11 protein-coding genes and 1 pseudogene are annotated in these 19,147 nt (G+C 72.5%); 4 read left to right on the top strand and 8 right to left on the bottom strand.

Annotated features, from left to right (window positions below; translation table 11 throughout):
* The 5 genes and pseudogenes from BN12_RS15075 to BN12_RS15095 all read right to left on the bottom strand — a co-directional run.
* Positions 1-2,357: pseudogene (locus BN12_RS15075) on the bottom strand (hypothetical protein); the annotation flags it as partial.
* A 35-nt stretch (positions 2,358-2,392) separates the two neighbouring features.
* The gene (locus BN12_RS15080) at positions 2,393-3,463 is read right to left on the bottom strand and encodes an iron-siderophore ABC transporter substrate-binding protein (protein WP_048553721.1); all 1,071 of its coding nucleotides are present in this window, start codon (positions 3,461-3,463) and stop codon (positions 2,393-2,395) included.
* 466 nt (positions 3,464-3,929) lie between these two features.
* The gene (locus BN12_RS15085) at positions 3,930-4,643 is read right to left on the bottom strand and encodes a FadR/GntR family transcriptional regulator (protein ID WP_048553723.1); all 714 of its coding nucleotides are present in this window, start codon (positions 4,641-4,643) and stop codon (positions 3,930-3,932) included.
* A 981-nt stretch (positions 4,644-5,624) separates the two neighbouring features.
* The gene (locus BN12_RS15090; RefSeq protein ID WP_157635514.1) at positions 5,625-8,237 is read right to left on the bottom strand and encodes a hypothetical protein; all 2,613 of its coding nucleotides are present in this window, start codon (positions 8,235-8,237) and stop codon (positions 5,625-5,627) included.
* Positions 8,238-8,675: 438 nt separating this feature from the next.
* Positions 8,676-9,224 carry a hypothetical protein gene (locus tag BN12_RS15095; RefSeq protein WP_157635515.1) on the bottom strand — a complete coding sequence of 183 codons (549 nt, stop codon included), beginning with the start codon at positions 9,222-9,224 and terminating at the stop codon, positions 8,676-8,678.
* A gap of 414 nt (positions 9,225-9,638) precedes the next feature.
* On the opposite strand from BN12_RS15095, the gene BN12_RS15100 reads away from it, so the two are divergent.
* The 3 genes from BN12_RS15100 to BN12_RS15110 all read left to right on the top strand — a co-directional run bounded on the left by BN12_RS15100 (position 9,639) and on the right by BN12_RS15110 (position 15,543).
* Positions 9,639-12,752, top strand: a complete 3,114-nt coding sequence (locus BN12_RS15100; RefSeq protein WP_048553731.1) for an ATP-binding protein — start codon at positions 9,639-9,641, stop codon at positions 12,750-12,752.
* A 626-nt stretch (positions 12,753-13,378) separates the two neighbouring features.
* Complete coding sequence (locus BN12_RS15105; RefSeq protein ID WP_048553732.1) at positions 13,379-14,797, top strand: FAD-binding oxidoreductase; 1,419 nt, start codon at positions 13,379-13,381, stop codon at positions 14,795-14,797.
* A 224-nt stretch (positions 14,798-15,021) separates the two neighbouring features.
* A complete protein-coding gene (locus tag BN12_RS15110) occupies positions 15,022-15,543 on the top strand; it encodes a glycine cleavage system protein R (protein WP_048553733.1) in 522 nt (173 codons plus the stop codon).
* A 250-nt stretch (positions 15,544-15,793) separates the two neighbouring features.
* Here the strand turns inward: BN12_RS15110 and BN12_RS15115 are convergent, their stop codons facing one another.
* Positions 15,794-16,183, bottom strand: a complete 390-nt coding sequence (locus tag BN12_RS15115; protein WP_048553734.1) for a hypothetical protein — start codon at positions 16,181-16,183, stop codon at positions 15,794-15,796.
* A gap of 510 nt (positions 16,184-16,693) precedes the next feature.
* On the opposite strand from BN12_RS15115, the gene BN12_RS15120 reads away from it, so the two are divergent.
* Positions 16,694-17,479 (top strand): Mom family adenine methylcarbamoylation protein, encoded by a 786-nt coding sequence (locus BN12_RS15120; RefSeq protein WP_048553736.1) that lies wholly within the window; start codon positions 16,694-16,696, stop codon positions 17,477-17,479.
* Here the strand turns inward: BN12_RS15120 and BN12_RS15125 are convergent.
* Positions 17,450-17,830 (bottom strand): hypothetical protein, encoded by a 381-nt coding sequence (locus tag BN12_RS15125; RefSeq protein ID WP_157635516.1) that lies wholly within the window; start codon positions 17,828-17,830, stop codon positions 17,450-17,452. The genes BN12_RS15120 and BN12_RS15125 overlap by 30 nt on opposite strands.
* Before the next feature lie 36 nt (positions 17,831-17,866).
* Positions 17,867-18,685, bottom strand: coding sequence for a hypothetical protein (locus BN12_RS15130; protein ID WP_157635517.1), 819 nt, complete (start codon positions 18,683-18,685; stop codon positions 17,867-17,869).
* Between the last annotated feature and the right edge of the window lie 462 nt (positions 18,686-19,147).

The following is a 19,147-nucleotide window of genomic DNA, read 5'->3' on the forward strand; positions in this document are numbered from 1 at the left end:
CCGGTCGCCGACGCGTCGGGGGTGGCTCCGGCGGTCGTCGCCGCGGGGGTCTGCGCCGCGCCGACGGTGGCGGACGTCCACCCGATGAGCTGGCCCTGCCGGTCGAGCACCGCGACCTTGTGCGGCCCGGCCGGCATGAGGCCGAGGTCGACGCTGACCTGACGCTGCGCGTTCACCTGGACCCAGGCGACCGGCGTCGGGGTGGAGTAGACGTAGACGAAGACCCAGTCACCGGGCTTGACCGTCGACGGCAGCCCCACGGTGACGACCGAACCCTGTTGGCTGCCCGTCACCCCGCCGGCATTGGCCGCGGTGAGCCCGTCGGAGTCGGCGACCGGCGGCTTCGGCGTCGAGGTCGGCGCGGCCGTCGGGGTGGTGGTGCCCGACGGCACGATCGCTCCCACGCGAGCGCCCGGTGTCGCCGTGACCGTGGGAGTCGAGCCGGTGGTGCTCGCGCCGCGCGTGGCATACCGGCTCGTCCCGGGGGTCCGGTCCGGCCCTCCGGTGCCGCTGCGCGGTGTCGGCCCCGTGACGGGCGCCCAGCCGAGCAGGCCGCTGTCGGCTCCCTGGACGGCGAGCTTCCACGTGCCGCTCGGGAGGGTCACCCCGGTCAGCGTCGCCGTCGCGACGCCGCGCGAGTCGGTGCGGAGCCACGTGGCGCCCCAGGGGTAGCGGACCGACCCGTCCGGGAGGTATGCCGTGAGGAACGCCCAGTCGCCCGTGCGGGCACCGGGGATGGTCACCGTGAGAGCGGTCGTCCCGACGGTGGCCGTCACGCCGTGCCGGGCGCCGGTCGTGAGGTCCTCGGTCGCCTCGAGGAGGTCCGGCAGCCCGTTCGGCCGGTAGCTGCCGACGGTGAACGGCCCCGTCTCGACGGTCCGCACGGGGTCCCCGTCCTTGAGGGAGCCGGTGAGCAGCCGGAGGGTATGCGACCCCTCGGGGAAGGCGGGCGTCGACCCGCCCTTCGCCTCGCCCTTCGTCGGCAGGGTGATCCGCACGTCGAACGACCCGTCGGCGCTGTCGACCTTGATGATCTGCCACACCTGGGCGTTGGCGTTGACCAGCTCGCCCGCGCGGTGGCTGTAGGCGCCCTCGTCGATCTTCACGGCGATCGTCGAGCCGCCGTTCTCCGGGACGGAGTTGCACCAGCCCGTGCCGACGAGCTCGATGGTGTCCCCGTAGCCGACGATCGGGCCGGTCGTCGCATTCTCCTGCTGGCCCGTCGGATAGACGACGTGGGCCGACGCCGTGTCCGACGGCGCACGGCAGGCCGTCGCCGAGCCGGTCTGGTCCCCGGCATACGACGTCCCGTCGACGACGAGCGGGGGCGAGTCGACGGTGTGCGCCGTGTCGCCGGCGAGCAGGCCGGACTGGAGGTGGACGACGAGCTTGTGACCGGCCGCCAGCGCGCCGGCGTCCGCGTCGACGGTGCTCGGCACGTTCCTCTCCTGCGGCACCGGGATCGTCGTGTCGAAGTCCCCGTCGGCATCGGCCTTGACGACCGCCCAGATCGTCGGGTCGTCGGTGCCGTTGACGGGATGCTTGAGGATGGCATCGCCCGCCGCGCCGGTGTGGACGAACTGGAAGTCGTCGGCGGTCGGGGCGGTGCGGCTCGTCAGCTTGAGGACGACCGTCGAGCCGGACGAGCCGTCGGTCGTGAGCCAGCCATGACCGGCGACCGCGATCGTCCGTCCGGAACCCGTCGTGACGGCCTGCTCGACGCACGCCATCGCCGTCTGGCCGCCGGCCGTGTGGGTCACCGTCACCTGTCCGGCGGCACACGTCGGGCTCCCCGCGGCGGCGACTGTGAACGACGCGGTCTCGGTGCGCGGCTTGTCGCCGGGCCTGAGGGAGCCGGTGAGCAGCCGGATCGAGTGCTCCTCGCCCACCGCCCAGTCCTCGGTGAGCGTCGAGTTGCTCGTCGTCGGGTAGGGGACCGTCACCGACCACGACCCGTCGGCCTTCGCCTCCGCGACGGCGAACACCTGGGGGTTGGCGACCGTCGTCCCGTCCGCGGGGTTCGTCACCGAGAACGTCGGCGAGATCGCCCCGTCGTCGATCTTCACGGCGACGACCGAGCCGGCGGACCCGTCCGCGGTCTTCCACCCTGTGCCGGACAGGACGATGTCCTCCCCCCGCGTCACCGTCGTCGGCACGGTGAACTCGACCGACGGGTCGGACGTCCCGGTGTAGGTCCTCCCCGTCCCGTCGGCCTGCGCCGGCGACGCCGCACCGACGGCGCCGGCGACGGCCCCGGCGACAACGACGGAGAGGGCCACGGCGACCGCGACGACCGTATGCAGGGCGGAGCGTGCGCGCCGGTGTGGTGACGGTGCTGGGCTGGTGACAGACGGCATACGAGAATTCCTGGGAGTCGTGGTGCGGCGCGGACCTAGCGGTCGAGGAGCGCCTTCTGGACGTCGTCGACGATGTCGTTCATGAGGATCGGGCCGCCCGTCGAGGTCCACACCGATCCGTCGACGGGGATGATGTGGCCCTCCCGAGCCGCCGTGAGCCGGGCGAACCCGGGCGTCTTCTCGGCCTGGGTGAGAGCGGCGCGGGCGGCGGCGGTGTCGGCCGAGCCTCCCGCGTCGGGATTGCCGACGGACGAGCCGCCGAGCGTGCCGAAGAACATGTAGTCGGCGTCGATCGTGCCGAGATTCTCCAGCGACACCGGCTCGGAATGCCCTCTGCCACGGTGGTTCTGGCTCGGTGGGCGCTTGAGGCCGAGATCCGTGAGCGCCTCCCCGGGCGGCAGCTCGAGGAGGACGAGGGAGGCCGAGTTGCCCTGCCAGCGGACGATGGAGAACGTCTTGGTCGCATACCCGGCCTTGGCGAGCCGTTCGGCGAGGGAGCGCACCCGCTCGTCGTAGTCGGCGAGCAGCTGCGTGCCCTTGGCCGGCTCGCCGACGGCCGTTGCGACGGTCTTCAGGTTCGCGCACCAGTCGCCGCCGGCATACCCCGTGTAGACCGTCGGAGCGATGTGCCGCAGCGTCTCGATGGCCTCGGCGTTGTTGTTGATGCTCGTGCCGTCGACGAGGATGAGGTCGGGCTTGGCGGCCCCGATCGCCTCGTAGTTGGGTTGGGCGATCCCCCCGAGGATCGGTATGCCGCGGGCCCGGTCGGCGAGGTAGTTCGACACCGTCGACTGCCCCCGGCCCGACACGACGCCGATCGGCCGCAGCCCGAGGGCGAGGACCGCGTCGGTCGTCGGCTCCGAGAGGGTGACGATGCGGGTCGGGTGCTCGGGGACCCGCACGGCCGTCCCGTCGATGTTCTCCACCGAACGTGTCGCGCCGTTCGCGCCGTTCGCGCCGTTCGCGCCGTTCGCGCCGTTCGCGCCGTTCGCCCCGTTGGCCCCGCTCGTCGCGCCGCCGGACGAGCCGCCGGTGGAGCAGGCGGTGACGGTGAGGACGGCAGCGGACAGGAGGCCGGCGAGGAGCTGGCGCCGTGGTGTTGCCATGGTGTGCGGTGGGTCTCTCGGTGGCGGACTTCGGGACGTTCGGACAGTGTGTAGCGACGTAGATTAGGTAACGCTAACCTTAATCTGATGAAGCGTCCAGGCCGGACTGCCCACTGAGATACCCCGGCGTCGGACAGCGTCCGGACCTGGCGCGCTGCCACCCAATCGGGGTCTCTGCACCACCCCGCCCAGCCAGACACCCGCCCACCCCGCTGGCGGTCTGGCACCCAATCGGGGTCCCTGCACCACCACCCCGCGAACGCGGCCAACCCACCCTGGCGGTCTGGCACCCAATCGGGGTCCCTGCACCACCCTGTCCAGCCAGCCGCCCACTCCACAGCTGGCGCTCTGCCACCCAATCGGGACCTGTGCACCAGCCCAACCGGCGTCATCCCGAACCGCAAGTTTGGTGACCACCCCACGTACGGTTCGATGGGTAGCTCGGCGGGAACCGAGGCTCGAGGCGCTACTCGACCTGAGCCTCGGCTGTGACAGCCCGGTTGGCCGGGAGGATGAGGTCGCGATCCGCGTGAGCCGTCATGGCGTGCGCGGCCTGCACCGGGTCGCCGGCCTCGACGGCCGCGAGGATCGCGGTGTGGTCGGTGCGCCGGACCTCGGCGGAGGCGCCGTAGATGATCTCGTCGCGGTCGATCGCCGTGCGCAGCCCGGCCATGACACCGCCGTAGAGACTGATCATGAGACGGTTGCCGGTGGCCTCGAACAACAGGTGGTGGAACTGGCCCGGCAGCCGGCCGCGTTCGACATGCCGCGGGTAGTCGACATCGGCGGGCACGTCGGCGCCGAGCGCTGCGCGGAGGGCTGCGAGGTCCGCGTCGCTGCGATGGGTCGCAGCCTGTTGGGCGGCCTCGACCTCGAGCGCGCGGCGGAAGCCGACGATCTCGCCAAGGTCGAACTCGGCGATGAAGTCGACGAGCACCGAGCTGACGGGGAATCGCGAGCGGACGTATGTGCCGCGGCTCACGAGCGTCTCAAGCATGCCGAGGTTGGCGAGGGTCCGCACGGCCTCTCGCACCGTCCCCCTGCCGACGCCGATGAGCTCGACGAGCTCGGGCTCGGTAGGGATCCGCGTGTTGACCGGCCACTCCCCCGAGACGATCCTGCGGCGCAGGAATGCCAGCGCTCGCTGGGCTCGAGGTGATCCCCTCGTAGCCGTCGTCATCGCTCCTCCGGTTCCAGCCGCCTCGTCGTGTCCGGTGACACGGTAGCCGTCGTCGCAGGATCCGGGCGGAGATCCGTCGGCGGCGCAGCGCCCTGGCGCGTCGACGGGCGGAGGTGGATGGTGGCGTTCCAACGGGTCGGGATACCTCGACCGGCGGGCGCCTCCGTCGGGTGGAGGTATCCAGCGACGCTCCGCCCGTGTCGGCATATCTCGACCAGCGGGCACCTCCCATCAGTCGAGGTATGCAGTGACGTTCGCGTGGTGTCTGAATACCTCCGCCGGCAGGTGCCCCACGGATGGAGGTATCCAGTGACGCTCCGGCGGGGTCGGCATACCTCGACCGGCGGGCGCCTCCGACGAGTCGAGGTATGCAGTGACGTTGCCGTGGGGCGGAATACCTCAACCGGCGGGCGCCTCCGTCGGGTGGAGGTATCCAGTGACGTTCCAGTGGAGTCGGCCTACCTCAGCGGCAAGCCCGCCCAGATACCTCAACCGGCGGGCGCCTCCGTCGGTTGAGGTATCTGGTGACGCTCCGGCGGGGTCGGCATACCTCGATTCGGGGGCTTCCCGTTGGGTGGAGGTATCCAGTGACGTTCCGGTGGACTCGGCCTACCTCAGCAGCCCAAGCCCGCCCAGATACCTCGACCGACAGGCGCCTCCGTCGGGTGGAGGTATCGGGTGACGCTCCGGCGGTGTCGAGATACCTCGACTCGGGGGCTTCCCGTTGGGTGGAGGTATCGGGTGACGCTCTGGTGGTGTCGAGATACCTCGACCGGGGGCGCCTCTGATCAGTCCAGGTACCTCGACTCGGGGGGCTTCCCGTTGGGTGGAGGTATCGGGTGACGCTCCGGCGGTGTCGCGATACCTCGACCGGCGAGGAGCAGGGCCGACGGGGCGGGACACCTCGCATACGCCGGGTGGCGGCCGCGACCGGAGTCGCGACCGCCACCCGGGTCTATCAGGTTGGCCCGGGGCCGGGCGTCACCTCTTGACGACGACGACCGCGGACGTCCGCGTCACCGTCGTGTAGCCCTTCAGCACGCCGGTGACCTTCACGGCGACCTTCTTGCCGGCCAGGCTCGCGGGCAGGCGGAGGGTCTTGGCGGTCTGGCCGTTGAGGAGCTTGCCGTTGGCGTACCAGGTGTAGCTGAACGCCGTGCCGGCCGTCCACGAGCCCGGGACCGCCGTCAGGGTCTTGCCGACCTTCGGGGTGCCGGCGATGGTCGGCTTCGACGACGCGAGCTTCCCGGTGCCGACCGTCACGGCGTCGGAGGTGAGGCTCACCGACGGATGGCCCTTCAGCGTTCCCGTCACGGTGACGGTGAGCTGCTTGCCCTTGTCCGCCGCGACGACCGGGTAGACCTTCTTCGTCGCACCCTTGATCGCCGTGCCGTTGCGCTGCCACTGGTAGCTCAGCTTCGTGCCCGGCGTCCACGTGCCCGGCACCGCCGTCAGCTTGCGACCGACCGCCGGCGTGCCGGAGATCTGCGGCGTCGTGCCGTTCACGCCGACGGGGGTGATCCTGATGACGGTGTTCGGCGTGTCCTTGTTCACGGCATACACCGCGCCCTTGCCGTTCGCGGCGACGTGGTTGGGCCGGGCGAAGGGCAGGTTCGCGAGGAGCGTGCCCGTGGCGCTGGCGACCGAGATCGTCGTGCCGCCGAAGTTGGCCACGTAGACGAGCTTGTTCACCGGGTCGAAGGCGACGTTGAGCGCCCCCGCGCCCGTCGGGACCGTGGCGATCGTCGCGCCCGAGGTGAGGTTCGCGACGAGGAGGCCGTCGACGTTCTGGCTCGCGACGTAGACCCGCTTGCCGACCGGGTCGACGGCGACACCGGAGGCGCGGGCGCCCGCGGGGAGACCGGCGAGGTCGACGGTGCTGAACCCGAGCGTCTTGGCGTCGATCCGGCCGAGCTTCGAGCTCGTCGAGCTCACCGTGTAGACCGTGTCGGTCTTCGGGTCGAGGGTGAGGCTCATCGGCGAGAACCCGGTCCGCGGGCCGGTCTGGACGTCGGTGATCTTCTCGAGCGACGAGCCGTCGAAGACGCTGACGTAGCCGTCGCCGGAGGAGCCCTCGCTCGCGGAGCTGACGAAGACGCGGTCGGTCGCCGGGTCGTAGATGACGTCGCGCGAGTGGCTCACCGTGCTCGCCGGGAACTGCTTGACGAGGGACAGGTCGTCCTGCCGGTAGACCGCGACGGAGTTCTGCCGCGTCTGCGTCACCCACACGTAGCCGTGGACGTCGTCGACCCCCACGCCGTATGCCGCGTAGAGCGGCCCGGAGTCGCCGCTCACGTATGCCGGGACGACCGAGTCACGGACCGCGAGGGTGTCGGGGTCCAGCTTGTAGATCGTCGAGGTCGTCGTCACGTTGGCCGAGGTGGCGAACACCGAGTCGGTCTTCGCGCCGTATGCGGACTGGTACAGCCCCTGCTGGAGCGCGTCGGGCGACGTGACGACGGTGTAGTCGTCCTCGCCGAAGGTCGCGCTGCTCGGGGAGATCTTCACCGACGCCGTGTACGTCGCCGACGGGTTGGCCTGGGTGATCGTCAGCGTCTGGGTGCCGAGCGCGGCGTCGCTCGGGATCGAGTAGCCGACCGTGGCCTTGCCGCCGTCGTCGGCGGTCGTCGCGGAGGAGAGGTCGAACTGCACGTCGCCGAGCGAGAGGGCGGGCAGGGTCGCTCCCGTCGGCAGGTTCGCGAGGGTGAGCACGCCGTCGGACCCGGCCGTGAGACCGGACCAGGACAGCGCCGGCGTCGTCGACACGGTCGTGTCCGCCGTGTGCGTGCCGTCGGAGACCGAGACCGTGTGCGAGCCGGCGCGCAGCGCACCCGGCGCATACACGATCCGTCCGCCGGAGAAGGTGCCGTCGGCGGCGACGGTCGGAGCGGTCGACCAGGTGGCCGCCGTGGCGTCGACGGTCACCGTCGTCGACGCGGCCGGCGTGAAGCCCTGGCCGGACACCGACAGGTTCACCTGCGCCGGGTCGGCGCCTCGCCCGCCGTTCGAAGCCGTCGCCGCGACGGTCGCGTTCGCCGCGGCCTGGACGACCTGGAACGGCAGCGACACGGTCCGCGGCTGGTCGCCGGGCAGCAGCGATCCCGTGAGCAGGCGGACGTTGTGACTCGTGCCGGCGACCCAACTGCTCGCGTCGAAGCCGCTCGCCGGGTCGGCGTTCGCGGTCGTCGGGAAGGGCAGGTCGGCCGTCCAGCTCCCGTCGGAGTCGGCCTTCACGAGCCCCCACACGATGGTGACCGGCTGGTTGTTCACCGGGTTGGTCGGCGGCGGCTGCGTCGTGAGGTTGCTGTCGTCGAGCTTGACGCCGATGACGGAGCCGCCGCCACCGGCGGCGGCAGGCGCGACCCACCCCTCGCCCTCGAGATGGATGGACTGGCCGACGACGACCGTGTCCGGGCCGGTCGCGGTCGCGCCGTCGTTGGCGGTGCCCGTCGAGGCCTCGGCCGGAAGGACCATGCCGACGGCGCCGAGCGCGGTGGCGGTCAGGAGGGCGCCGGCACGGACCAACGCTCGGGATCGGGGCAGCGCCCGACGGCGACGACGTCGCGTCGTGGGCTGCTCAAGGACAGGACTCACCTGGTACTCCTCGTCGCAGTGGTGGGACAGATCGATGGATGGACTGCGGCTGGACGCCGTGAGGCGCAGCTGACTCCGCGGGATTCATTCATCGGATGAAGGTAAGGCTAACCTCCATCGCATGATGGTAGGCGTCTCGCGTGCCGGGCGACAAGGGCCGTCCACCGGCCGGCCGAGTGCCCCTCGTCACGCGGCCGGCCGGTGCAGTTGGGGCAGCTCCGACGAATCGGACCGCCGGCCCGGCTGGGCCGGCACCGGCGGGCGCGTCCCCGGCGGCCCCCACGGCACGAGCGGGTGCTGGAGGAGGCATACAGGTCGAGGAAGGGCCGTCACCCTGCCCGGATCTGGACAGGGTGACCGCGAGCGGGAGGCGACGCCGCTCCGCACCGCCTCCACGCTGCCCTACGGCGTGGAGGCGGTGCGTTCCGCCGACGTGGCCTACTTGGCCGGCTTGACGGTGAAGACGGGCGACTGGACCGTGCGGATCGTGTCGCCGGCCTTGAGCGAGCCGGAGAGGAGGCGGAACGTGTGCTTCCCGGCGGGGAAGGCGGGCGTCGACCCGTTCGCACCCGACGTCTTGCCGCTCGGGAGCTTGATGACGGCGTTGAGCTTGCCGTTCTTCGGGTTGGCCTGGATGATCGCCCACACCGTCCGGTTCGGGTTGACCGAGGAGTCGAGCCGGCTGTAGGCGCCCTCGTCGATCTTGATCGCGACCGTCGACCCGCCGTTGGTCGGGTGACACCAGCCGGTCCCGGTCACCTTGATCGTGCCCCCCATCGGGGCGGTCTTCTTCGCGAGCTTGACGGTCGCCGTCGGCGTCGTCGGCTTGCAGACGGCCTTGGCCGCCGGTGCCGAGGAGGCGGCCTGCGCCGGGGCCGTCGCGACGACGGCCGCGCCGGCGACGAGCGCCAGGCCCGCTGCCGCGCTCCGCGCCCGTCGGCTCGGTCGGTGCCGGCTCGGCACTCCTGAGGGATGAAGCTCGCCCATGTCGGTGGTCTCCTTCGTGATCGGTGCTCGGATTGGCGCTGCTGGTGGTGCCGGTGGTGCCGGTGGTGCCGCCCGCCGATCGCTCCGCGACGCATACCCGTTCCGGCCGATCAATGGCTCGCGACCCTCAGGTCGACATCGGTTCGGCTCCGCCCCTCCGCAGCGCCCTCGCAGTGATCCACCGATGGCGACTCCCATTTCAGCAGATGATGCTTAGCCTATCCTAATTTCCACCACGCCGTCATGGGCCATCCCGGATGCCGAGCCGTTCGACGCGTGCGCAGGGTCACCCGGCGGGTATGCCGAGCCTGCCGCGTGGATGCCACCCACGCGGTTGGCGTCGCCGCACCGGACCCTCGACGGGAACCGTTCGAAGCCAGGACCGCGTCCCCCCGTCCGGACTAGATTGGCGGTATGCGGCCGCGTGACGCCGCCACACCAGCGGCACCGGCCCGCATCACCCTCCTCGGGGCCACCGATGTGCGCCGCCAGGACGCCGGACCCGTCGCGCTCTCGGCGCGGGCGCTCGCTCTCATCGCCCTCCTCGCCGCCCGGGCGGGTGTCGCTCAGCACCGCTCCCACCTCGCCGGTCTGCTGTGGCCCGACTCGACGGACGCCCAGGCGCGCACGAACCTGCGGCGCGAGGTGCACCTCGTCCGGGCCGCCCTCGGTGAGGACTGCGGGCTCGTCGTGGACGGCGCGCTCCTCGCCTGGGTGCCGACCGATCGGTGCCTCGTCGACGTGACGACGTTCCGCGCGGCGCGCGACGGCGCCCTGGCCGGCATCGCCCGAGGCGACACCGCGCAGGTGGAGGCGTGCGGGAGAGCGGCGCTCGTCGCATACCAAGGGCCCTTCCTTCCCACGGTGCACGACGAGTGGGTCCTCGAGGAGCGCGAGCGCCTGCGCCGGGACTGCCTCGATCTCTTCGCGCGGGTCGGGGCATACTGGCTCGACCATGGCGATCCGGAGCGTGGGCTGCCCTATGCCCGGGCGCGGGTGCGGCTCGCGCCCCTCGAGGAGCCGGGGTACGTCGCTCTCATGGCGCTCCAGTGTGCCATCGGCGACCGGGCGGGAGCGGTGACGACGTTCCACGAGGCGGCCTCGGCCCTCGAGCAGGAGCTGGGCGTCGCGCCGGGGCCGGAGCTGCACGACGCGCTCGACGCGGCACTCGCCGACACCGGCCGTGGGCCGAACGCCGGCGACGACGGGACGAGGACGGCACTCGCGCGTCCGGCGTCCGTCCCCCTCGTCGGCCGGCATCGCGAGCTGGCCACCCTCCGCGCGGCGTGGGCGGACGCCCGGCATCGGTCGCGGTTCGTCCTCGTCACCGGAGACCCCGGCGTGGGCAAGTCGCGGCTCGTCGCCGAGCTCGCGGGCGAGGTGCGCCGCCACGAGGGCGTCGTCGCGTCGGCACGGTGCTACGCGGCGAGCGGCAGCCTGCCCCTGGCACCCGTCGCGGAGTGGCTGCGCACCCCGCAGCTGCGACAGTCGGTCCGCCGGCTCGACCCCGTGTGGCGTGCGGAGGCCGAGCGGGTCGCACCGGTGGGGTCCGCCGACCCCGACCCCTCGTCCAGCGCCCGGGCGAAGGTCGACGCCTGGCAGCGCCACCGATTCTTCGAGGGGCTGGCGCGGGCCGTCGCCGAGGTGGGCCGGCCGCTCCTGCTCACCGTCGACGACCTCCAGTGGTGCGACCGCGCGACGCCGGCCTGGCTGTCCTTCCTCCTCTCCTTCCCCGTCGACATCCCCCTCCTCGTCGTCGCGACGGCTCGCCGTGACGAGCTGCTCGCCGGGCCCCTCGCCGAACCCCTCCGGGCGATGCGCGCGGCCGGGCAGCTCGAGGTCCTGCGACTCGACACGCTGAGCCGGGAGGCGACGCACGAGCTCGCCACCTGCGTCCTGGGCCGAGCCGTCGAGGACGCCGAGATCGAGCTCCTGCACTCCGTGACGTCCGGAAGCCCCTTCTATGTCGTCGAGGGCCTGCGCGAGTCCATGTCGACGCCTCACCCGCTCGACCCGACCGACTTCGCCCAGGTCGTCGAGCTCCGTCTCTCGCGGCTGCCGGGCCCGGCCCGCGACATCGCGCGCCTCGCCGCCGCGGTCGGACGGGACTTCACCCTCGATCTCGTCACCGAGGCCGCCGACCTGCCCGAGGACGAGGTCGTGCGCGCCGTCGACCTCCTGTGGCGGCTGCACGTCCTCACCCAGGAGGGGTTCCGCTACCGGTTCTCCCACGAGCTGCTCCGCAGCGCGGTGTATGCCGATACCAGCCCGCCGCAGCGATGGCTCCTCCACCGACGGCTCGCCCAGGCCCTCCAGCTGCTCCACAGCCCCGAGGACTTCTCCGCCGCGGCGCAGATCGCCGAGCAGTACGCCGCGGGTGGCGCACCCGACCGCGCCGTCCCCTTCTTCGCTCGGGCGGCCCGACAGGCCTCGGTCGTCTTCGCCCACGGCGAGGCCGTGCGCCTGTGGGATCGGGCCCTCCACGCGTTGGAGACGCTGCCCCCGCACCGGGGCCGGGACGAGCAGGAGCTCGAGCTGCTGCTCGCCAAGATCCCCCCGCTCGGGGCCTATCGCGGCTACACCGCGCCTGGGATGGAGCGGACGGGACGTCGGGTCGCGGACCTCGGAGCCCGGCTCGGGCAGCCGGACGACCACGTGACCGGTCTCATCGCCCAGTTCTCGACGACCTTCGTCCAGGGGCGCATCGAGGAGTCGCTCCGCCTCGGCCGCGCCAGCTTCGCCGGCGCGGCGGCGGCGCCGGGTCTCGCCGCGCAGGGACACATGGCGGTCGCCGGGTCCCTGCTCAGCCTGGGACGCGTCGACGAGGCGGACCATGAGTTCGCGTCGGCGTGCGAGCTCGCCGGGGAGACCGACTCGCTGCCCATCGGCACCCGGACCGCCGTCCACGCCCGGGCCTGGTGGGCGCACGCCCTCTGGCTGTCCGGGCGATCGGACGTCGCGTGGGAGACGGCCACCCAGGCCGTGACGACGGCCCGCGAGATCGGTCACCCGTACACGCTGGCCGTCGCGCTGTCCTACGCCGCGGTGACCGCCTGGATGGACTCGGCGGACGACCGGCTCCGAGAGGTCCACGAAGAGCTGTCCGAGCTGTGCAACCGGTACCGCTTCGCCTACTACTCGGAGTGGGCCACCGTCCTCGGTGGCTGGCTGCACGGAGGGCCGGCCGGAGCGGACGAGATCCGCTCCGGGATCGACGCCCTCGTCGCCCAGCGGTCGCTGACCCGGATGCCCTTGTGGCTCGACGTCCTCGCGAGGACCCAGGTGGGGGCGGGCGACGCCGACGCGGCGCGAGGGACCCTCGACGCGGCCCGGACCCGAGCCGCGTCGACCGGCGACGTGTGGTGGCTGCCCGAGGTCCTCCGCGACCGGGCCGCACTGAGCGACCCGACGACGGGGCAGCGTCTCCTGTCCGAGGGCATCCGGCTCGCGTCCGCCCACGGCAGCCGGGCCCTCGTCGAGCGCTGTGAAGGCGACCTCGCCGAGGCCCGCTCGACCGCCGCCCCCTGACCCCACCCCTCCCGGCCCACCCTGGCGATCTCGCACCCAATCGGGGCCTGTGCACCACCACGCCTGGCGGTCTGCCACCCAATCGGGGCCTGAGCACCACCACCCCTGGCGGTCTGCCACCCAATCGGGGCCTGTGCACCACACCGCCGCGCCCCGTCCCCTTCCGCCCTGGCGATCTCGCACCCAATCGGGGCCTGAGCACCACCACTCCTGGCGGGCTGCCACCCAATCGGGGCCTGTGCACCACCACTCCTGGCGGTCTGCCACCCAATCGGGGCCTGTGCACCACCACTCCTGGCGGTCTGCCACCCGATCGGGGCCTGTGCACCACGCCGCCGCGCCCCGTCCCGCACCACCCCTGGCGGTCTGCCACCCAATCGGGGCCTGAGCACCACCCCCTTGGCGGTCTGCCACCCAATCGGGGCCTGAGCACCACGCCGCCGCGCCCCGTCCCGCACCACCCCTGGCGGTCTGCCACCCGATCGGGGCCTGTGCACCCTGTGTCCCCGCGGAACGCCGTTCGAACGCTCACCGAACGCTGCCCTCCCTACCGTGGCCAGGCCGGCCCGCCGAGGACGACCGCAGCGGGGAGAAGCCGGCACGTCGCATACCAGCAGGAGAGACCCATGAGCATCACGACCCAACCCACCGAGACGACGGCCGACACCCACCTCGACGGCCTCGCCGCCGCGCTCTACGGAACGCTCCTCCGGCCCGGCGACGGCGAGTGGGACACCGCCCGCCGCGTCTACAACGGGATGATCGACCGCCAGCCTGCCGCTATCGCGCGGTGCCGCAACAGCGCCGACGTCGTGGCCTGCGTCCGCGCCGCCGCCGACGCCGGGCTCGACCTCGCCGTGCGCGGCGGTGGTCACAACGCGGGCGGCCTCGGCGTGTGGGACGGCGCCCTCGTCTGCGACCTCGGCGACATGCGCAGCGTCACCGTCGACCCGGAGAGCGACACCGTCCGCGTCGACGGCGGGGCCCTCTGGCGGGACGTCGACAACGCGACGGTGCCGTTCGGGCGCGCCACACCGACCGGCTTCTTCTCGACGACCGGCGTCGGTGGGCTGACCCTCGGGGGCGGGGTGAGCGGGTACCTCGGGCGCCGGTACGGCATGACCGTCGACAGTCTCGTGTCGGCCGACGTCGTCCTCGCCGACGGACGGCTCGTGCGGGCCGACGCCGACCACCACCCCGACCTGTTCTGGGCGCTGCGCGGCGGCGGCGGCAACTTCGGCGTGGTCACCTCCTTCGTGTTCCGCACCCACGAGATCGGTGACGGCGGAACGATCTACGGCGGCCCGGTCCTCTACGACATCGGGGACGCCGCCGAGGTGATGCGGTGGTACCGCTCGACCCAGCCGAGCCTGCCGGAGGAGCTGTCGGGCTGGATCGGTCTGCTCACCATCCCGCCGGCCCCGCCCTTCCCCGAGGCCCTGTGGGGGCGGAAGGCCTGTGGGATCGTCTGGTGCTACAGCGGAGCGTTGGACCGGGCCGAGGAGGTCACCGCGCCGGTCCGGGAGTTCGGCTCGCCGCTGCTCGTCGGGCTCCACGAGATGCCCTTCACGATGCTCCAGTCCGCCTTCGATGGGCTCTATCCCACTGGTATGCAATGGTATTGGCGAGCGGACTACGTCACCGACCTCAGCGACGAGGCGATCGCGATCCACGAGAAGTACGGCGCGCTGCTGCCCACGCCGTACTCGACGATGCACATGTACCCGATCGACGGCGCCGCGGCGCGCGTGCCCTCGACCGCCACGGCGTTCGCGCACCGGGACGGTGGCTGGGCGGCCGTCATCGTCGGCGTCGACCCCGACCCGGCGGGCGCCGAGGCCATCACGAGCTGGGCCAAGGCCTACTCGGAGGAGCTGCACCCGACGACGACGGGCACGGCATACCTCAACTTCATCATGGACGAGGGCGAGGAGAGGGTCGCCGCCGCCTACGGGCCGAACTTCGCCCGCTTGCAGGAGATCAAGCGACGCTACGACCCCGACAACGTCTTCCACGTGAACCAGAACATCCGTCCGGCGTCCTGAGCCGAGCCCTCGCCGGAGCGGGGCAGACTTCCCCGTCGGCCCGAGTGGGTCGGCCCACTCGGACCGGGCACGTGGCATACCGACGGCCGGACGTCCCTCGTCGAGTGGGCGGGTCGGCCCCTCACCGGCCGATCCGATCGGTCGGCGCGGAGGCCCGAGGTCGCTTGCCATGGCTCCCCGCTCCGGGCGCTCGGCGGGGACATCGGGTTCGCTACGATCACCGTGTGACGACGTTCGTCCTCACCGTCATCGGAGACGACCGCGCCGGCCTCGTGAAGGCGTTGGCCGACGTCGTCTCCGAGAACGGCGGAAACTGGGAGCGCGGCCAGCTCGCGGAGCTGGCCGGCAAGTTCGCGGGCATCGTCGTCGTCACGGTGCCGCCCGAGCGCGCTCCCGCCCTTCGCGAGGCGCTCGCCCCGCTCGAGGGTCTTCTCGAGGTGTCCGTCCACGCGGGGGACGACGATGCGGCCCACGACCCCGCCGAGTCACGGCGGGTGCGGCTCGAGATCCTCGGGAACGACCATCCGGGCATCGTGCGGGCCATCTCCGGCGTGCTGGCTGAGCACGGCCTGACGGTCACCGATCTGCAGACGTGGACGCGCGAAGCCCCGATGGCCGGTGGCATGCTCTTCGAGGCCGAGGCCGTCGTGCTCGTCCCGCCGTCGGCTGACATCCAGGCGGTCCAGGCCGACCTCGAACGTCTCGCGAGCGAGATCGTCGTCGGCGTCACCCTCGCGCCGGCCTGAGTCTCGGCCGGGCTCGCTCCATCGGTTCGTCGCGAGCCCGCCCCACGACGCCCCGGGGGAACTCCCCGCGTTCGAGGACTCTCTCCACCACGGACGGGCACGGCCGGTCGGAACCGGCATCACCTCGTCGCCGCCAACCCGTGGGCTCCCGTGGGAGCGGTATGCGGGAGCAGCCCACCCGCCGCTCGGCAGATCACCCGGCGAGCCTTCCCTCGGGTCGGCCGACTCCCACCAGAGGGCCGAGGCCCCGTCAGGTGCTGGGGCGCTGGGCGGCACCGGCATACGTCCCGATCGCCGCAGGAACAGCGAGCAGGAGCGCCACCAGCACGACGAAGGCGACGAGTCCGCCGATGTCCGACGCGTCGATGGCGAGCGACCGGACCACCGCCGCGACGGCCGCGAACCCGCAGGTCCAGCCCCAGACCGTGCCTGCGCGACGAGCCCCGGACCGCTTCCCGTCGACGAAGGACCACGCCAGGGTCACGATGACGGCCACGCCGACCGGTACCAGACCGCCGCCGATGTCGGCGTCCGCCGCGGGGTCCCCGCCGAAGACCACACGCTCGAACAACCGGTATGCCGCGACGGCCAGGGCGATCACGACAACCGCCCGGACGGCGGCAGCCAGGATGCTTCGCACGGGGACATTCTGGGCCCGCCACAATCCACGCGCTCGGCGACACCGTCTTCGTGACGATGACTCCACCTATCCCTCAAGTCGCGGGGCCGACCGTGGCGTTCCCCGGGTAGGACACCACTCCGCTCCCGATTCCCACCCCGACGGCCAGCCGTCCCCGCCGACGCGCGCCCGCTGGCTCCCCGGGTAGGAATCGAACCTACGTCGCTAGTCCTGATTCAAAGAGGAGAGCGGCCGTGCTGTCTCGTCCGATGTCGTGCACTCCTGTCGCGTGGCCGTGCGCTCTGGGGGTATCTGAGCCGTCCTCGCCCGATCCGGTGGGCGTGGGTTTCCGAGACCGTTTCTGAGACTGGGTCTGTGACCGACGGTCGGCTTCCGCGGCGGGGGAGATCGTCGGCCGGTCCGCTATTAGTTCGGAGTCCGAACCAAGGGGAGAGATCCGGGAGACGGCGGCGTCTCGGCGACCGGTCCGACGGGGAGAAGCGGACACGTTATCCGTTACAGTCGTCGGTCGTGCTGGTCCCCGTCGCACCCTCGGACGCCGTGGCGTTCGTCCGCGAGCGGCACTACACGGGCACCGCGTCCGCGGGCATGGTGCGCTACGGGTGGGAGGTCGACGGGGTCCTCGTCGGCGTCTCGATCTACGACGGCGGCACGCGGGCCATGCAGGCGGGAGTGCTCGGGCCGACCCACGCGCGGCGGGTGCTACATCATCACCGCCTCGCCATCTCCCCCGAGGCGCCCCGGTTCACCGCCTCACAGTTCCTCGCTGCGGCGCACCGTGACCTGCGCACAGGCGGCTGGGCCGCGGTCGTCACGTACGCCGACCTCTGCGCCGGGCACGTCGGGACGATCTACCAAGCGACGAACGCGCTGTATACGGGCCTCGTCTCGGCGGGCGACCTCACCTTCCGCGCACCCGACGGAACCCTGCGGACCACCCAAGGGCTCGACGGACCGTGGCCCGACCGACGTGCCGAGGCAGCGCGGCGCGGCTGGGTCGAGGTCCGCTGCCTCGGCAAGCACCGTTACGTCTACCTGCTGGAGCGAGGACTCCGCCCATCGCTCGCCTGGCCCGTCCTGCCCTACCCGCCGACGCCGTACGCAGTGCGACGGGCGAGGCGGGCGAGAGCCGCCCGGGACCGCCGTGCCCGAGCCCGTGGCGCCGAGCGGCTCTGCGCGGCGTGCGGAGAGGCGTTCGCCCCGAGGCGCACGGACGCACGCTACTGCTCAGGTCGGTGCCGCGTCCGAGCCCACCGCGCGAGGCGGTCAGAGGATGTCGTCGACCTCGCCCGCTGACGGCAGCTCCCGCGGCGGCACGACGAGGGCACGAACGCGCTCGATGAGGAGAGCCTTCGCCTCATCCAGCGACACCTCGCTCGGGCCGGCGCCGTACTTCACGATCGCCGTCGCGGCACGGATGCGGTCGCTCGGCTTCTCGGCCGTCCTCATCTCGTGTCCGAGGCGCTCCACGGCCTCCGGCACGAGGCTCGCGAGCCGTCGGCGGGCAGCCGTCCGGACACCGCCCGGGGACGTGTGCGCCGTGCAGACCGTCGCGCCGACGATCGCGTAGTTCGGGCACTGGGCCGAGCCGTCGGACAAGGTCGCCAAGCAGCGCTGCTTCGTGCTCCGGCTCAACGAGTTAGGCATCGTCGTTCCTCTCGCATATACGGGTGGGGGTATCCATCAGCGTGCTTCTACGGGCCCGGTGCCGACCTCGACGACCGGCTCGGGCCGCGTGTAGTGCTGCCACGACGCGGCGTTCGGCTCGGGCTCCTCGCGCTCGGCTCGGCGTGCCCGGAGGACGAGCGCGGCCCACGTCGTGGGGGTGGGCGTCTCCAGGGTCACCTCCTCGCCGGTCGCCTTGCTCCAGGCCCGCTCGACCGCGCTGGGGCCGAGTGAGCCGGTCCACCCGGTCGCGTCCGCGCACGCCGAGCAGAGCCAGATCGACAGCAGCTTCGGCCAACGCCGGCCGATCGACGAGCCCTCGACCGTCCGCAGCTCCCAGGCCGACATCCGGGCAGACCGCTCGCCTCCGGCGGCCTCGACCTCGGCAGCGCTCCACGAGACCGAGGCGACGCCGCACATGCCGCACCCGCCGTCGATCGCCTCGACGAGGCCGCTCACGGCTCGCGGTCGCTCGGGCGGGGTCAGCGCGACGGGTCCGGCCTCGGCGAGCCGCTGCGCGCGCACCCGCTTGGCGAGGAGTCGTCCATAGCCCTCACGGGCGGCCTGGCGGGTCTCCTCGTCGACGTGACCCCACGACCGGGCCGGCCCGGTCGTGACGATCCGGAGGGTGGGCACGACGAGCGCCTGCCACGGCATGGCGGCCCCCGCGGTGGTCATCGCCTCGACGAGATCCCGGACGTCGTCGGGCGTCATCGTCCGCGGCAGGTCGCCGCCCACGACGACGAGCGCGATGAGGGCAGCGGTGATCCGCCCCGACACGACCGACGGGCCGCCGCCGAGCCGCTGCCGGGTCCGCTCGTCGAGAGCCTCGGTCATGTCGGCCGCCATGCGCTCCAGCCCTCAGGCGGGTCGTCGACCTCGACGCCGCACAGGCGACACCTCAGGCCAGCGGGCTGGAGGGCGAAGACGGTTGGCGTCGTGCCGGTGTAGAGCCGACGGCCACCGCGCTGGGGTCGTGCCGGGCCGCTGGCGGACGAGGACGCCGCGGGGGTGGCCCTGGGTGCCTCGGTCCGTGTGCGGGGCTCAGCGGGCGTTCTCGGCGCGGGCTTCGGCCGCTTGTCGGCCACCCGCAGCGGCCGTCGTCGTGGGGGCTCGACGGCGGGGGCCGGTATGCCGTGCCGGGCGTCGTAGCTTGCGACGCGAGCAGCCGTGAGCTCCTCGGCCAGGGCGACGTCGAGATGGCTCACGTCGACGCGCTGGGCGGTCATGCCGCAGCCCTCGCGATGCGGGCTCCGCACATCCCACGCGGCAGGCACCAGCAGCACTCGCCCGGAGCGG

The sequence above is a fragment of the Nostocoides japonicum T1-X7 genome, assembly GCF_001046855.1.
In the GTDB taxonomy this organism is placed as follows: Bacteria; Actinomycetota; Actinomycetes; order Actinomycetales; family Dermatophilaceae; genus Nostocoides; species Nostocoides japonicum.

Excerpts from the sequence above, each read along its gene's own strand:
- BN12_RS15130 (WP_157635517.1), bottom strand. The coding sequence starts at position 18,685 with ATGACCGAGGCTCTCGACGAGCGGACCCGGCAGCGGCTCGGCGGCGGC.
- BN12_RS15080 (WP_048553721.1), bottom strand. The coding sequence starts at position 3,463 with ATGGCAACACCACGGCGCCAGCTCCTCGCCGGCCTCCTGTCCGCTGCC.
- BN12_RS15105 (WP_048553732.1), top strand. The coding sequence starts at position 13,379 with ATGAGCATCACGACCCAACCCACCGAGACGACGGCCGACACCCACCTC.
- BN12_RS15125 (WP_157635516.1), bottom strand. The coding sequence starts at position 17,830 with ATGCCTAACTCGTTGAGCCGGAGCACGAAGCAGCGCTGCTTGGCGACC.
- BN12_RS15095 (WP_157635515.1), bottom strand. The coding sequence starts at position 9,224 with ATGGGCGAGCTTCATCCCTCAGGAGTGCCGAGCCGGCACCGACCGAGC.
- BN12_RS15085 (WP_048553723.1), bottom strand. The coding sequence starts at position 4,643 with ATGACGACGGCTACGAGGGGATCACCTCGAGCCCAGCGAGCGCTGGCA.
- BN12_RS15100 (WP_048553731.1), top strand. The coding sequence starts at position 9,639 with ATGCGGCCGCGTGACGCCGCCACACCAGCGGCACCGGCCCGCATCACC.